The organism is Haloferax sp. s1 (assembly GCF_058382125.1).
Map to the genome: position 1 here is coordinate 1 of NZ_JBZRPK010000692.1, position 16,375 is coordinate 16,375.

At 58.0% G+C, this 16,375-nt stretch carries 15 protein-coding genes and 1 tRNA gene; 14 read left to right on the top strand and 2 right to left on the bottom strand.

Translation table 11 applies throughout. From position 1 onward, the window contains the following. The first annotated feature begins 254 nt into the window (after positions 1-254). Together QT222_RS18070 and QT222_RS18075 are read left to right on the top strand one after the other, a co-directional pair. Entirely contained in the window at positions 255-815 is a 561-nt protein-coding gene (locus tag QT222_RS18070; RefSeq protein WP_491477981.1) for a TATA-box-binding protein, read from the top strand. An 81-nt stretch (positions 816-896) separates the two neighbouring features. After that, complete coding sequence (locus tag QT222_RS18075; protein WP_014732368.1) at positions 897-1,694, top strand: helix-turn-helix transcriptional regulator; 798 nt, start codon at positions 897-899, stop codon at positions 1,692-1,694. A 193-nt stretch (positions 1,695-1,887) separates the two neighbouring features. Here the strand turns inward: QT222_RS18075 and QT222_RS18080 are convergent, their stop codons facing one another. Continuing rightward, positions 1,888-3,090: a Cdc6/Cdc18 family protein gene (locus QT222_RS18080; RefSeq protein ID WP_004056489.1), complete on the bottom strand. Its 1,203-nt coding sequence runs from the start codon at positions 3,088-3,090 to the stop codon at positions 1,888-1,890. Positions 3,091-4,592: 1,502 nt separating this feature from the next. Here QT222_RS18080 and QT222_RS18085 point away from each other — a divergent pair. The 12 genes from QT222_RS18085 (at position 4,593) to QT222_RS18140 (ending at position 15,957) form a co-directional block, all read left to right on the top strand. Beyond that, positions 4,593-5,075 (top strand): hypothetical protein, encoded by a 483-nt coding sequence (locus QT222_RS18085; RefSeq protein ID WP_004056491.1) that lies wholly within the window; start codon positions 4,593-4,595, stop codon positions 5,073-5,075. A gap of 241 nt (positions 5,076-5,316) precedes the next feature. Beyond that, positions 5,317-7,473 (top strand): DEAD/DEAH box helicase family protein, encoded by a 2,157-nt coding sequence (locus QT222_RS18090; RefSeq protein WP_491477972.1) that lies wholly within the window; start codon positions 5,317-5,319, stop codon positions 7,471-7,473. Between the two features lie 139 nt (positions 7,474-7,612). Next, positions 7,613-7,686 (top strand) — tRNA-Tyr (locus tag QT222_RS18095). A 379-nt stretch (positions 7,687-8,065) separates the two neighbouring features. Beyond that, the gene (locus QT222_RS18100; RefSeq protein ID WP_491477973.1) at positions 8,066-8,344 is read left to right on the top strand and encodes a DUF7999 family protein; all 279 of its coding nucleotides are present in this window, start codon (positions 8,066-8,068) and stop codon (positions 8,342-8,344) included. A gap of 98 nt (positions 8,345-8,442) precedes the next feature. Next, positions 8,443-8,826, top strand: a complete 384-nt coding sequence (locus tag QT222_RS18105; RefSeq protein ID WP_491477974.1) for an acyl-CoA thioesterase — start codon at positions 8,443-8,445, stop codon at positions 8,824-8,826. A 172-nt stretch (positions 8,827-8,998) separates the two neighbouring features. Beyond that, on the top strand, positions 8,999-9,475 hold the full coding sequence (locus QT222_RS18110; protein WP_004056500.1) for a 6-pyruvoyl trahydropterin synthase family protein: 477 nt from the start codon (positions 8,999-9,001) through the stop codon (positions 9,473-9,475). Next, a complete protein-coding gene (locus QT222_RS18115) occupies positions 9,475-10,248 on the top strand; it encodes a 7-carboxy-7-deazaguanine synthase QueE (RefSeq protein WP_491477975.1) in 774 nt (257 codons plus the stop codon). The genes QT222_RS18110 and QT222_RS18115 overlap by 1 nt, the downstream gene beginning before the upstream one ends. A gap of 79 nt (positions 10,249-10,327) precedes the next feature. Beyond that, a complete protein-coding gene (gene queC / locus QT222_RS18120) occupies positions 10,328-11,041 on the top strand; it encodes a 7-cyano-7-deazaguanine synthase QueC (RefSeq protein WP_004056510.1) in 714 nt (237 codons plus the stop codon). A 150-nt stretch (positions 11,042-11,191) separates the two neighbouring features. After that, entirely contained in the window at positions 11,192-12,040 is an 849-nt protein-coding gene (locus QT222_RS18125; protein WP_491477976.1) for a class I SAM-dependent methyltransferase, read from the top strand. Then, positions 12,028-12,582: an FAD-dependent oxidoreductase gene (locus QT222_RS18130; RefSeq protein ID WP_491477977.1), complete on the top strand. Its 555-nt coding sequence runs from the start codon at positions 12,028-12,030 to the stop codon at positions 12,580-12,582. The genes QT222_RS18125 and QT222_RS18130 overlap by 13 nt, the downstream gene beginning before the upstream one ends. Positions 12,583-12,830: 248 nt before the next feature. Beyond that, positions 12,831-13,712, top strand: coding sequence for a DMT family transporter (locus tag QT222_RS18135; RefSeq protein WP_491477978.1), 882 nt, complete (start codon positions 12,831-12,833; stop codon positions 13,710-13,712). Between the two features lie 139 nt (positions 13,713-13,851). Beyond that, positions 13,852-15,957, top strand: coding sequence for a PAS domain-containing sensor histidine kinase (locus tag QT222_RS18140; protein ID WP_491477979.1), 2,106 nt, complete (start codon positions 13,852-13,854; stop codon positions 15,955-15,957). Between the two features lie 76 nt (positions 15,958-16,033). Here the strand turns inward: QT222_RS18140 and QT222_RS18145 are convergent. Beyond that, the coding region (locus tag QT222_RS18145; RefSeq protein WP_491477980.1) for an SRPBCC family protein at positions 16,034-16,375 on the bottom strand (342 nt) is incomplete at its 5' end.

The window sequence follows — 16,375 nt, forward strand, 5'->3', positions numbered from 1 at the left end:
GCCCCCGTGCGCTTCTTCACATTACTTCCAATGCCACGGTTACATTTAAGGCCGTTGATTTAGTAGCTCCATGATAAAAATAGACACGAGTAATGTCATAACTTCACGCTCGATTTTGCGTGACATCAATACATAGCCGTACGAAATCAATGTATTAGTTTCGCGCACGCATGTAGATAGAACAGTAGGCTCGGTTGAAGTCCGTTTATAACGGGTCGCTTTATAAGGACAGAGGTATGATTCACGTGCGAGCAATGAGTGGGCCGACAGACTCCATCGAGATTCAAAACGTAGTCGCATCGACCGGGATCGGTCAAGAGCTCGACCTCGAAGCCCTCGCGGACGACCTCCCCGGTGCGGATTTCAACCCCGATAACTTCCCAGGTCTCGTCTATCGCACACAGGACCCGAAGGCTGCAGCGCTCATCTTCCGTTCCGGAAAGATCGTGTGCACGGGCGCAAAGAGCATCGACGACGTGCACGACGCACTCGAGATAATTTTCGACAAACTTCGTGAGCTACAGATCCCCGTCGACGACGAACCGGAGATCACGGTCCAGAATATCGTCTCCAGCGCCGACTTAGGACACAATCTGAACCTGAACGCACTCGCAATCGGACTCGGCCTCGAGGACGTTGAGTACGAGCCTGAACAGTTCCCCGGTCTCGTCTACCGGATGGACGAGCCAAAGGTCGTTATTCTCCTGTTCGGCTCCGGTAAAATCGTCATCACCGGTGGCAAGCGTACCGACGACGCAGAAACCGCTGTCGAGGAAATCGTCGAGCGTATCGACGCACTCGGGCTTCTCGGATAGACGCTCTCAGAATTTCTGTTTCTTCTATCGCGTGTGTGGATGCCCGCAAACGTGAAATGTCGAACAGTCGAACGACCGTATATGAACACGCGGGAGGACGTGGCATTTCTCGTTGGATCCGAGAGTCGAGAAGCGATTTTACGAACACTAGCGGTAGAACCACGTCGTCCAACGGACCTCGCAAACATCTGTGACTGTGCTCGAGAGACAGCACAACGAACACTTGCAGGGTTTTGTGACCGGGGATGGGTCGAGAAAGCAGACGGCTTGTACCGACTTACCCCCGGTGGAGAGATGGTTTACGACCGATACCAGGAGCTTCGTACGACCGTCGAGCGGGCAGAGCGAATGCGTGAATTCCTGACGAACGCGGGTTCCGCATCCGACGACATCCCTTCGAGCGTCCTCGACCAGATGAACATCACGACCGCCGTGAGTAACGACCCGCACGCACCACTCAACCGATATCTCACTGTACTCGGGGACGAACCAGTCGACCAATTTCGTGGTGTGGCGCCCATCGTGAGTCGAGTATTCAATGAATCCGCAGAGGCAGTGTTGGGCGAGCACACGCAAATGGAGCTTATTGTCGATCAAAGCGTCCTCGAACGGTCAAGGACCGCGTATCCCGAGGCGTTCGAACGTGCACGGGACCTCGACCAGTTCGAACTTCGAATCACCGATGAAGACTTGGAGTTCGGTCTCCTCCTCGTCGACGGTCACGGCGTCGTCGCAGCGTACGACGAACACAACAATATGGTCGCGCTCGTCGACGGCGACGAACCCGAAGTCATCTCATGGGTCGAAGAGTTATACGAGTCAATCCACTTCGCGTCCACTCCCATCGACGAAGTACAATCGACAGGCATGATGGAGTAACATTCCACCCGACCTGCTCAGTGTGGGGGCTATAGTAGTTCCAAAGTAGTGACTGGGTCGGTCACACGCGATTATTACAGTCACAAAATACCGCAACAAATTATAAGTTGACGTCCTGCAGAACAACAGGTGCAGCGGTGCAGTGTCCCCCGTATACAATTCGGCCCTCGACACCCGGTCGAAGCCCCTGCCCCTAGTCCGTGTTTTCTGTGAGGACGTCTTTTACTACATCCGGGTCTTCCAGAAGTTGGTGTTTCGTGTAACTTCCTTCAGCGCTGCCACCGCTGTGTTTGGACTGCTCGATGATATCGAGGAATGCGTGTTCTTTTAGGAGATCTCGGACCCGTCGAAGTGACAGGCTATCTGAGCCTTGTTGTCGACAGATGTTCTCGTAGACTTCGTACACACGACTCGTCCGGAAACCGTCTTGTTGCTGGTTGGACAATGAAAGAATAGCAAGAGCCTGAAGCACGTACCGGGAGTGTGGCGTCGACCCACGGATGAGTTCACGGAATCGGTCAGTCTCTGCACGCTGGCGCGCTTGCGTGACGAAATTCTCTTTGACTGTACTCGCTCCCATCGACTGTGCGATTTCGCCCGCGTAACGCAGAATGTCGATTGCCTTTCGCGCGTCACCGTGTTCGCGAGCAGCGAGTGCAGCAGCACGGGGAATCGTCGACGGGTCCAAGACATCATCACGGAAGGCGTCGCTCCGTGCATCCATGATGTCCCGGAGCTGATTTGCGTCGTACGGCGGGAAGACGAACTCACGTTCGCAGAGACTGGACTTTACGCGCTCGTCCATTCGGTCTTTGTACTGAATCTTGTTACTGATGCCGATGACGCCGAGTTTACAGCCAGCGATTTTTCCGGCCTCGCCAGCCCGCGATAGTTGCATGAGAATGTCGTCGTCGCTCAACTTGTCAATCTCGTCAAGGATGATGAGAACAACGTCGTAGAGTGAATCGAGGATACGCCAAAGTCGCTTGTAGTACGTCGAGGTCGAAAGTCCCTTATCTGGAACTTTGATGCCTGTAATGGCAGTGTCGTTGACGCTGTCGGCAATCGTCTGGACCGCCTGTGTTTCGGTGGTATCCTGTGCGCAATCGACGTATGCGAACGTCGCTTTCACGCCTTCCTCTTCGGCCGTATCGACGAGGCGCTGTGAGACGTACTTGGCACAGAGCGACTTTCCGGTTCCCGTCTTCCCGTAGATGAGAACGTTACTCGGGCTCTGTCCGAAGATAGCTGGATTCACCGCCGTCGCGAGGCTCGAAATTTCGTCGTCGCGACCGACGATGCGACCCTCACCCGGGAGATGGTTAATCTCCAACAACTCCTTGTTGGCGAAGATAGGGTCCTCTCGGGTGAAGAGGTCGTCGCTGGCGTTAGGCATGTTCGCAACACACCACGTTTCCGGTGAAAGGACTTACCATTCGACGCAGCACACACACACACCACATTTCCGGTGAACACCCACGAACCTCCGTTTCCCGTCCACACGAAACGAAGGTATTAGTTCACCGGAAACACGGTGTGGGGGACCCTCACTGACGCTATGAGCAAACTACAAGAGTCGTGTACGGCCGTACTAGCAAGCAACGCGGTGCTAGAAGGTCGGAAAATATCTTCTAGCGTCGACTCCGCCGAGTCACAAGATGGGAGAAGTGGAGATGAGAAATGGCCCTGTGAGAGACGGCGTTGGACGCAGTTTAGGGACGGACGGACACCGCGTCGAAGAATGCTCGCGGTCCACTACGCGGTAATTCTCCAGTTAACCCATGCTGGTTCCTTAGAGCCGATTCGAATTGGATAACGTCGCTTGGCGTTGCTTGGCATCGGTTAGCACCACTCGGTACCACTCGGAACTACCCAATACTGCTTGGTGGCACTTGGCATCACTTGGAGTTACTTGGACGCTATAACCGGGCCGAGAAGTAGCCGTTCCAGCTAATAACAAACGACAAATTCGACTCGAACACTACTCGAGTATCGAGTAGTTTCTTGTATACGAGTGTATCAATGGTCGGTAACACAAATAAACTATTTAATGATTTCTATACACAGCGAAAATAGGGCCTGAACGACAGAACCGACGCACAGCACAAACAGAACAAATACGGTCTCAAAAACTGCAAGAACCGCTGACACTCCACCGGAAATCCGGTGTGTTCTCCTGTATTCGGTCGACCCCTGTTTTCACGGGTTAAACCACCTACAAAACGATGTTTCACCGGAAACCTGGTGTGCGGGTTATAAGTGGACCGATTCGGCCGTCCGGTTCACTCGGGTAACGTCTAGTATATCCCTTGAACCCGACTTCTCGATACTCTCGGACCGTCTGGTACCCATTACCCGTTCACCGGAAACCCGGTGTGTCTGTATCCTCGCTCACACGGTAATCCGCAACGACCACTCCCTTCCCTTTCTCTCCGTTTCACCGGAAACCCGGTGTCTGTCAGCGCTACAACGTTCCCCCTCACAACTGTACGTATTCAACTAGGGCTATCGTGTGAGTTATCGTGTCAACACAGTATCTCCTCCCCGCCATCACCGAATATTCTACATACAACTTTTGTTCCAATTCACCGGAAACGTGGTGTCTCTGCCTGTCTCTGTCATTCTCTCGATTCACCGGAAGCGAGGTGTCGAAGAAAGCATCACGTGACGCATCACGAGAAGCACCACAAGCAGGTTCAGTTCGTTCTCGATAGAGTGCGACGAAAAGCGACTGCAGTTCTGCCGACTCATCTCTAACACTGGACAGGCCTTCCCCCAACAATTCACCGGAAACGAGGTGTGTAACCGACTACCGTGCAATCGTGACTCTCCAGTGAGACAGACTGTGTCGTTCAGTTGGCGTCAATGCAATTACCACCGAGAACGAACCGGTTATTCATGCATGCACTCGGTCGTGTGTGGGTGCGTCTTCGCAAGGCAATACCGATAGGAGACGGGCAGGAAGAGTGGTCTCTCGAGTGGTCACGCCAGGTAGAGACGCGGTGGTCTCGCCCCGGAGAAATCGTCGACTGCTTTCGCTTCGACGACGGGTACGTCACGACTGTCCAGTACGAATCCCGAGATGTCACGTGGCAACTGACGCCCGGACAAGTGCCATTGGCGAGCGCGCTCGCCATGGCAACGCTCTATCTCGAACACAAACTGACACCCCAGACGGACCGTGATGGTCGCCCGTTCATCGGTTTGACCGACCACGGACCCGTACAGGTGTTCGAAGAGATACCCCCCGAACCAGTCGAGTACGTCTACCTCGATGGACTCCGAACGCTCGAAGAGTTCCCCGAGTTCCTCACCATCGACGACAGCCTCCGATCTGTCTTCGACCAAATGGCTCCCGCCCAGTCGAGTACGTCTCGGTGAATCCAGCGAACCCAGCACTTTCTACGTTCTGTCAGACACGCCCTGCACTTTGCCGCACACTCTGCGCTGTCATACGCTGCCTCTTCTTCCGATGCTTCTCTGGTTTATTGTCTCTTCCCTCGATGCTTCTCTGGTTTATTGTCTCTTCCCTCGATGCTTCTCTGGTTTCGTCACACACTAGTTTCTCGTACGGTTCCCTGTGTCGCAAGCCGTTTCCCCGTTGCGTCCGTATTCGGATTCGATGACAGCTGAGGACGAGGACCGAGAGATACCCCCAGACGAGTCAGATACCTCGGGTACTGTCTCCGAGCCATCGGATTCTACTACTGAACCGTCGGGTTCCACTACTGAACCGTCGGGTTCCACTACTGAGCCATCAAACGATATCGCCGACCCGTCTAATTCTACCCTCGAACCGTCGTACTCTACCACTGGTGACGTACTCGACCGCCTCGCCGACGTAACCAACGCCTCGGTACCAGACGACAGCCAACCGGCTGATGGCGTCTCTCTCGCCTCGTTCTACGAAGCCCTCGAAGCGGAGGGACGACCGGTCGTGACCGCACAACAGGTTGCTCGTCGCCTCGACGTGACACAGGCGGATGCAATGGAGGGACTCGATGAACTTGTCGACGCTGGTCGGGTCCAGAAAGTGAACGTCGAGACTGACCCGCTCGTCTGGTATCCAACCGAGTGGGGACGACTCGCATCGCGCGAACGAGTCGTTCTCTTCCCGAAGCGCAGGGAAATCATCGTCGACAACCCGACGCAGTACACACGAGCACAACTCTCGCAGTTCGCTCACCTCGCCGACACCACCGGTGACCGCGAAGGGAGAGGCCGAGGGTATCTCTACCGAATCCGTCAAGAGGACGTGTGGCAGGCACCGTTCGACGATGTACAGGACCTCCTTGCGATGCTTCGGTCTGTCCTCCCCGAACGGTCGCCACATCTCGAATCGTGGGTCGAAGACCAATGGAAGCGCGCTCATCAGTTCCGCCTCTACTCTCACGAGGAGGGATACACCGTCCTCGAAGCCGCCACCGAGAGCCTGATGGGCAACGTCGCGCTTCAGAAACTCGATGAGAATCAGGTCTACGCACCTATCTCCGATACCGAGTCGTGGGTCAGAGACGAGGAAATCGCGGCTATCAAACGCATCCTCTACGACGCAGGGTACCCGGTCGAAGACGACCGAGACCTCGAGGACGGCGAGGAACTCGACGTCTCGCTTCGCGTCACTCTCCGCGACTATCAACAAGACTGGGTTGACCGCTTCCTCGACCAGCGTGCAGGCGTTCTCGTCGGTCCACCGGGAGCGGGGAAAACGATTGCAGGAATCGGCGCGCTCGGTGCTGTCGGCGGTGAGACCCTGATTCTCGTTCCCAGTCGCGAACTCGCTCGACAGTGGCGCGAGGAATTGCGCTCGACGACCGACCTCTCTGCCGACCAAATCGGCGAGTACCACGGTGGCTCCAAAGAGATACGACCCGTAACCATCGCAACCTACCAGACTGCCGGGATGGACCGCCATCGCTCGCTATTCGACTCGCGTCGCTGGGGGCTCATCATCTACGACGAGGCCCACCACATCCCAAGTCGCGTCTTCCAGCGAAGTGCCAACCTCCAGTCCAAACACCGCCTCGGCCTCTCTGCGACCCCTATCCGCGAGGACGACAAAGAAGCCGAGATCTTCACGCTTATCGGCCCGCCAATCGGGACCGATTGGGGCAAACTCTTCGACGCGGGCTACGTTCAGGAGCCGGAAGTCGAGATTCGCTATGTTGGCTGGGGAGACGACATGGCGCGCAACGAGTGGGCAGCTAGCGACGGGCGCGAACGCCACATGCTCGCCGCGATGAATCCCGGGAAGATATTCGAGATTCGTCGACTCCGCGCCCGCCACGCCGATTCGAAGACACTCGTCTTCGTCGACTACCTCGATCAAGGTAAGGAAATTTCCGAGGCACTTGACGTGCCGTTCGTCAGCGGTGAGACGAGACACCACCGCCGAGAGGCGTACTTCGAAGCCTTCCGCGACGGCGACTTGGACACGCTCGTCATCTCCCGTATCGGCGACGAGGGAATCGACCTCCCGAACGCCGAACTCGCCATCGTCGCCTCCGGACTCGGTGGTTCTCGTCGGCAGGGTTCCCAACGCGCGGGTCGGACCATGCGACCCGCCGGGAGCGCACTCATGTACGTGCTCGCCACTCGCGGAACGAGCGAGGAGGACTTCGCACAGCGGCAGATGCAGCACCTCGCGGGCAAAGGGATTCGCGTCCGCGAAACCAGTTCGGACGACCGTGAGTCGACCAAACACCTGAGTGATGACGATGACTCGCCCGATTCAGACGGGTCGGGTTCGGACTCTCCGGAGACCGAGCTAACCGAGTGACAGTCTCGACGGGTCGTCTCCGTCCCTTCATCCCCCGTCTCGACGACTAACTCGTCTCGTCATCTATCGGACTTCTGTCGGGCGCTTCTCGTCTCGAATGAGAATTGTTAAGTCCAATCGTAGACTCAGATTCTCTTGACCGCTCTTAGCTCAGCCTGGCAGAGCAGCCGACTGTAGATCGGCTTGTCCCCCGTTCAAATCGGGGAGAGCGGATTTGCTTGCAAATCCGGTCGAGCCGTTTGAGCAAGTCAGTCGCAGCGCGTGAACGAAGTGAACGCGTCGTCTGACTGAGTTCAAATCGGGGAGAGCGGACTTTTCCTGCGAACAACGTGAGCAGTGAAACGTCCGTCTCGATCCGGTTTGAGCAGCGAGCAACGCGAAGCGTTGCGAGTGAGTTCAAATCGGGGAGAGCGCACTCCTTTCTGACGCCGCCTGCGAATGTATTTTAAGTACGAATGTTGGTGACTCTCCTGTGAACGAATGTTGGTGACTCCCCCGTAATGGGGTGTCGTCATGTCTAGTATGTAGATACCATATCCGGCGATATCAGTATTATAACGGCTTATGGCGGGCGAGTTCGAATCTATCGCTGATGACGACCCTCGCTTCTGCACCGGTATTGGTGGACATCCGTGTCGAAATGAACGACCATTGGACGATGACTGTCGAGTTACACGAGACCAAGGAGACACGACACCTCGTCGCGTACGAGTCCACACGCATCCGCAACACGTCGGCATCGCTTCCTGTGGGTGCCCGCGTCCCAATCGAGATGGTTCGTGCTGGCTCGCGCTCGAATGTCTGGAAGGCAGTTGCACTCCACGGCCGACGCGTCTCTCCTCCCGACTCCTCTGCCACGACGGCCAACTGAGCCTCGCTGGAAGCGGTTCCCCATCTACACAGGTCGCTCGCTTTTCACCGCACGACGAACCGCCGATGCTATACCGTTTGCCCGTGTCCCGCAGTCCAATGAGCTTCGTCACCGAAGTTGAAGTTCGCTTTCGTGACCACGATTCGTTCGGGCACGTGAACAACGCCGTCTACGCGACGTACTGTGAACAGGCCCGCGTTGGGTATTTTGAGAAAGTAATGGGCGTCCCGCTGTCGGACCCCCATATCGTCGTTGCTCACCTCGAACTCGACTATCGCGCGCCCATCGAGGGTGTCGGAACCGCTGAGGTCAAAGTCGAAGCCGGCGAAATCGGCGGGAAAAGCTTACCACCCTACTACGAAATCTCCTACGAGGGCGAAGTCGTCGCCACCGGCGAGACGGTTCAGGTCGCCATGGACGAGGCCGGCCGCCCAACTCGTGTTCCGGACTCGTGGCGGGAGGCGATAGCCGCACACCCGTAGTCGAACTGAAACAACACAATCACTTTCGACAACATTCAACAACACTGCCTTTAACGGGTCATTTCTCCGACAGAATCATTATCCTACCTGTCGTTATGTCTAACTTGTAGGCTAGATACGCACGGCGGAGTTGAGACAAGAGTATTAAATAGTCTCGTGATAATCTTGTGATATGCCTCGGGGAACACTTAGTGAAACACAACAGGCGGATGGAGACGCCGAGACCCCGCTGTCCCGGGCAGGTGAGCGCGTCCTCCACATCGGTCGCGACCGGCCGATTAGAATTAGCGCCGGCCACCGCCTCCTCCACCACGACGGCAAGTGTAGTCGGCCACACGGCCATAACTACGAAATAGCCGTCCGTATCGTCGGTGAACTCACCGACGAAGGTTGGGTCGTCGACAAAGGAGTCGTGACTGACATCATCGACGAGTGGGACCACCGCTTCCTCGTCGAGGACGGTGACCCGCTTGTCGATGCGTTCGAACGGTCCGGCGACGCCGACGGGATGGTCGTCCTCGATTCGCCGCCGACGGCTGAAGTAATGGCTGTTATCCTCGAAGAGAAACTTCTGTCGGCGCTTCCAGACACCGTTTCGACGGTTTCCGTCGAAATCAGCGAGACATCCGAACTCTGCGCTGGCTTCTAATGCCCGTCTCTCATTCCGTCGACCGACCCGACACGGATGCAGACGGTAAGCGACTTCCCATCAACGAACTGTTTGCGTCGCTTCAGGGCGAAGGGAAACTCGCTGGCGTTCCGAGTACGTTCGTTCGGACGAGCGGGTGCAACCTCCGCTGTTGGTTCTGCGACTCGTACCACACCTCGTGGGAACCGACACACGCGTGGATGAGCGTCGAGGAAATCGTCGCCGAAGTCGACGCGCTCGACCCGAACCACGTCGTCGTCACCGGTGGCGAGCCGCTTATCCACGACGAGACCACGTCGCTTCTGTCGGCGCTCGCCGGCGAGTACCATCTCACCGTCGAGACGAACGGAACACTCGAAACCGACGCACCAGTCGATTTGGCGAGTATCAGCCCCAAACTCGCGTCGTCGACGCCGACACCCGAGAACGCTCCGGACGACACCGACCCCGGCGTCTGGACGGAAAAACACGAAGCAACTCGTGTCAACCTCGACTCGCTCGCCTCGCTGGTCGACCACGCCGACGACTTCCAACTCAAATTCGTCGTCACTGGCCGTGATGACCTCCCCGAAATCGAAGCGCTCGTCGAGGACGTACGCGGCGTCACCACCCGTGAAGTCCGGGATAGCGACGTACTTCTCATGCCAGAGGGGCAAACCCGAGAGGCACTCGCCCGCACCCGAACCGAAGTTGCCGACCTCGCAGCGGAATTCGGCTACCGCTACACGCCGCGCCTCCACGTCGACCTCTGGAACGACGCCCCTGAGACGTGAATCGCCCGCGAACGGAGTTACTGAAAACTGGGTTTTGAACACGCCACACACATGACTGACAACACCCACACCGACGAGAATGACTGATAACACTCACACCGACGAGAAACGCGCCGTCGTCCTCCTTTCCGGCGGCATGGACAGCGCGACGACCGCCTACGAAGCCAAGGAACGCGGATACGATATTTACGCGCTCCACACCTCGTACGGGCAGAAAACCGAATCGAAGGAGTACGAGTGCGCTCGTGCGCTTGCAGACGAACTCGACGCCAACGACTTCCTTCACATCGAGACGAGTCACCTGAAACAAATCGGCGCGTCGTCCCTCACCGACGACTCGATGGCGGTCGAAGACGCCGACATGGAGTCCGACGAAGTCCCCACCTCCTACGTCCCATTCCGGAACGCGAACCTCCTGTCGATGGCCGTCTCCTACGCCGAAGCCAACGACTGTGACGCTGTTTTCGTCGGCGCACACTCCGAGGACTACTCGGGCTATCCGGATTGTCGTCCCGAGTTTTTCGATGCGTTCGAGACGATGGTCGATGTCGGCACGAAACCCGACACGCACATCTCGCTCGAAGTGCCCTTCGTCCACGATGCGAAGACAGATATCGCCCGCCGCGGTCTCGAACTCGGCGTTCCCTTCGAGCACACGTGGTCGTGCTACCGCGCCGAAGAACCCGCTTGCGGCACCTGCGACTCCTGTGCGTTCCGCCTGCAGGCGTTCCAGAACCTCGGCGAACGCGACCCGATTCCGTACGCCGAGCGTCCTGAGTACGTGGACGCCTAACCCGAATACGTAGCCACCGTCGCCGAGACGTGGACGCCGAGTAAGCCTGCATCGACGGTCACGCCGTAGCGTCTCCCGGCAGCAACGGAACGGAACATAAACCAACTGTCACCACGCGCGTCTTTTATCAGGCTGAGTCAATTTTCAGTCATGAGCGACGAGAAACGTCACACTGCGGCTCACTTCGGGAGCGCCGCCGAATCGTACTTCGAGAGCGAGGTCCACCGACTCGGAACGGACCGAAAGACACTGGCCGAGTGGTGTCGCGGTGCGACGCGAGCCCTCGACATCGCGACGGGTGCCGGTCACACGGCGGGGGCGATAGCCGAGGCTGGCGTTCCGACCGTTATCGCCACCGACGCTGCTCCCGAGATGGTCGCTACCGCAGTCCGCGAGTACCCCGTCTCTGGAGTCGTCGCTGACGCCGAGCGAGTGCCGTTCGTGGATGACTCGTTCGACGCCGTCGCCTGCCGTGTCGCCGCGCACCACTTCCCTGACCCGGAAGCGTTCGTCGCCGAGGCTGCACGGGTTCTCGAACCGGGTGGCGTCCTCGCGTTCGAAGACAACGTCGCGCCTGAAGACACTGCACTCGCGGACTTCCTCAATGGCATCGAAGTCCTCCGCGACCCGACGCACGTCGAACTGTATCCCGTCTCGAAGTGGCGCGAATGGTTCGAGGTCGCTGGGTTCGAGGTCGAGGCAGTCGAACGAGCAACAATCACGCTCGACTTCGATGCGTGGACTGAACGAACTGGCGTCGAACCCGACGACCGGGCGGAACTCGAACGTCGGTTCCGCGAGTCATCCGCGGAGGCAAAGGCGTTGTTCGAAGTGGAGTTCGACGCCGATTCGGTCATCTCGTTCGACAATCCGAAGGCGCTGATTCGGGCACGAAGCGGTAGGGAGGTGGTGGCTATTCCGCAGGTCGCGTACACGAATGTCGGCGGCCCAAATCCTCAACTATTTGCGAAGCGTCATGTACTGACATGGCACACGTAATCGTCGTCGGTGGTGGCGCCGCAGGACTCTCCGCAGCACTGTTCACTGCGAAGAACGGTCTCGACGTGGATGTGTTCGACACGGACGAAACGTGGCTTCACAAGGCGCACCTGTTCAACTACCTCGGTATCGAGTCGAAGGATGGTACCGAGTTCGTCGAAGACGCCCGCGAGCAAGTCGAAGGCTTCGGTGCGGAACTCCACGAGGCGGAAGTGACCGCAGTCGAACAGTCCGGAAACGGGTTCGTCGTCACGGCGGACGGGTCAGACTACGAGGCAGACTACGTCGTCCTTGCGACGGGCGCGAACCGCGACCTCGCGGAGGCACTCGGCTGTGACTTCACGGACGAGGGGACCGTCGATGTCGACGTGACGATGGAGACGAGCGTCGAGGACGTGTACGCGACGGGTGCGATGGTCCGCGCCGAGGAGTGGCAGGCCATCATCTCAGCAGGTGACGGCGCGGCCGCCGCACTCAACGTTCTGACGAAGGAGAAAGGTGAACACTTCCACGACTTCGACACGCCTGCGGACGCGAAGTAGGCAGCTCCAGCGACGACCTATTTTCAGACTTTTTCACGCATACAACGGTGTCTTCACGCATACGACATCTGTCTTCATGCATACGACATCTGTCTTCACGCATACGACATCCGTCTTCATGGATGCGACACTCGTCTTCATGATACGACATCCGTCTTCACGAACATGACCCTAGTAACGACGGGCACGCCACCGGAGTCGACGCCCAAGCCGCAAGCGGTAAGCCGCCACTTCCCATCGTGCGGTGTGTGACCACGTCCGAATTCGACGGTCCAATCTCCCCCTTCGCCGGTCTCGGCGTTGCGATACTCGCGATTAGTACGAGCGCAATCCTCGTCAGATGGAGTACCGCACCGAGTCTCGTAAAGGCGTTCTACCGCGTCGTGTTCACCATCGCCCTTCTCGCACCAGTCGCACTCATCCGTCATCGTGGCGTACTGGCGACGATTTCGCACCGTGACCTCGCTGCTGCGAGTGGTGCGGGCGTCGCCCTCGCGGCTCATTTCGCGTCGTGGTTCGAGAGCCTGAACCATACGACAGTCGCCGCGAGCGTGACGCTGGTGCAGGCGCAACCGCTCTTTGTCGCGGTCGGCGCGTGGGCGTTCCTTGACGAGCGCGTGAGTCGACGAACGACCATTGGTATCGGAGTCGCCCTTGCCGGAATGGTGTTGATGTCCGTTTCCGACCTCCTCGCTCCGAGCAGTGCGCCACGGCCGCTTCTCGGCAATGGGCTCGCCGTCGTCGGTGCCGTGACAGCGGCCGCGTACGTCCTTACCGGTCGAAGCGTCCGCAGTCGAGTCGCACTCGTTCCATACGTGGTCGTCGTCTACAGCGTTTGCGCGGTTACACTTCTCGCAGTGACACTCGCCCGTGGCGACCCACTCGCAGGATATCCTCTCCGTGAGTGGCTCTTGTTCCTCGGGATGGCGCTCGGTCCGGGTATTTTTGGACACACTGTTATCAACTGGGCGCTTGCACACCTCGAATCGAGCGTCGTCTCCGTGTCGCTACTTGGCGAACCTGTCGGAAGTACGATTCTTGCACTATTTCTCCTTACTGAGATTCCGACACTTCCGACAGTTCTCGGTGGAGCCGTCGTCCTCTTTGGAATCTATATTACGGCGTCGTAATCTCTCACGCCCAATTTTGACAAATTAGATAACTGTTTCATTGCCCAGAAATGCCACTTCACCCGTGTTTTATTCTATTTGTTATCGAGATTGATAACTACGTCACAACGCTCATTAGGATGAGTAGAGGCTAGTCGGTATGGACGACGGGTCGGGAGTAGACGTTCGCGTCCTCCACGTTGACGACGAACCGAGTCTCACGGACCTCGTTTCGATTTATCTGGAGCGTGAGGCGGGCGACGTGGACCTCTCGGTGTCGACATCGAACTCGGGTGCAGACGCACTCAAACGAATCCGTCAAGAACGGATCGATTGTGTCGTCTCGGACTACGACATGCCGGACATCGACGGACTGGAATTCCTCCGAGCGGTTCGGGCCGAACACCCCGACCTCCCTTTCATTCTCTTCACCGGCAAAGGCTCCGAGGAAGTCGCTCGTGATGCCTTCCGCGTCGGGGCCACCGACTACATGCAGAAGGATACGGGAACTGACCAGTACACCGTACTCGCCAACCGCGTAGTCAACGCCGTCTCACAGTACCGTGCGAAGGCGGCATCCGAGCGGTACGGAACCGCAATCGAAGTCCTCGACAGCGGCGTCTACTCGCTCGACAGCGAGGGACGGTTTACGTCTGCTGACGGGGTGTTCTGTGGTCTCACCGGCTACGAACGAGAGGACATTCTCGGTCAGCATTTCGCCGACCTCGCTGCGGACTCGGGAGACGAAATCCGCGACGCGTTTGTGAAGGTTGTCGACCCCGACAAACCGGATACCGAACGATTCGAGGCTGTTCTCTCGTCTGGCCCGGCATACCCACACGACGACGAACTACTGTGCGAGGGGCACCTCGCGCTCCGTCCCACCGAAGACGACGAATCGGCTGTCATCGGTACGCTCCAGGACGTAACTGAGCGTCGTCGCCGCCGCAATCGACTCCGCTACGAAACGCGACTGAAAGACGCTGTCTTGGACACCTCCACGTCACTGATGAGTGCTGAAGCCGACGAAATCGGCACGAAAATAGAGTGGACGCTCCAGACGGTCAGCGAGGTTGCCGACCTCGACCGCTGCTCGGTCTACCTCTACAACGACGAGACGAACGTCGCCGCCTGTGTGCACAATTGGTATAGTGACTGTGACACCGGCCACCCGGAGCGCATTTCGCTTGAAGACGCCAGTTGGCTACTCAAGCGACTTCACCGCTTCGAGAACGTGCCCCTTCACTGTGTTTCGGACCTTCCACCGGATGCGTCGAACACGAAGCAACTGCTCACCGGCACCGAAACCGGTGGGTTCGTCGCCGCACCGATGGTCTCGAAGTGGTCCTTCGTCGGCTTCGTCCTCTTCGACGTCGTCGAAACGAACCGGTCGTGGACGGACACCGAGGTCGACCTCCTGCGGTCGGTCGCGAACAACATCACGCACACGCTCGCCCGACAGCGCAGAGAGCGCGAACTACGCCGACAGAACGACCGACTCGACGAGTTCGCTTCCGTCGTCTCGCACGACCTTCGAAACCCGCTCAACGTCGCAAAGGGATTTGCCGAACTCGCCCGCGAAGAAGACGACGTGACCTACCTCGACCGAGCACTGGATGGAATCTCCCGCATGGAGACACTCCTCAACGACGTGCTTTCGCTCGCGAGACAGGGTCGAAAGGTCGGTGAGACGAACTCGGTCGTGATTGAGGATGTCGCCGAACAGGCGTGGAAAGCAGTCGATACTGGAGACAACGCGGTTCTCGTCGTCGAAGATGGTCTCGGGATGACGCAAGCCGACCAGGGGCGATTCCAGCAGGCGTTCGAGAACCTGTTTCGGAACGCTGTTGAGCACGGCACACCAGACCAGACTCCATCCGATGACGCCGCTAAGAACGGTTCGGCGGAAGACCACGCACCATCCGGAATTACTCTCGAAAACGGTTCGGCAGACGGTCATCGGTCCACCAGTGAAGACGACAAACTCGTCGTCCGTGTCGGCCCGACGCAGTCAGGCTTTTACGTTGCTGATAACGGCCCTGGTATCCCGGCGGACAAACGCGAAACCGTCTTCGAACACGGACACACGACCTCTAAATTCGGGACTGGGTTCGGTCTCTCTATCGTCGAGAGTATCGTCGAGGCTCACGGCTGGGACATCGAGGTCACCGAACCCGAATCGGACCTCGGCGGTGCGCGCTTCGAGTTCGATATCGGCGGTGTCCGCTCCGAGGTCGAACCTCGGTTCTCACTCAGCGACGACTGACCGTTCTGGTCTGTCGAACCGCTACGCCAACGTAATTTCTGAGAGGTATGCTTTTGTCATTCGAGGTATGATTTTATCATTCGAGGTATGCTTTTGTCTCTCGATGGCGTGCGCGGAACATCGGTTCGAGCCCGAGACCGCCGAACACACCCGCGAGGTCACCGAGCGGACCGCACGGAAGTGTATACTTGACGCGGTCTTCGAGAACCGTCTCATCGCCGTCGGCGCGGAATCGGTGAGTGTGTACCCAGTTCCGGAACGGACCATCGACCATGTCGTCGCGGAACCACGCCGTTTTCTCGTTTGCTTCACGCGCGAGGATGCGTGAGGTCCATCGCTGGCGCGGTCCGATGCCGAACGGTTGCATCGACATCTCGATGTCCGTTCCAGCGACGAGTTCATCCGGGTTCTCTTCGCC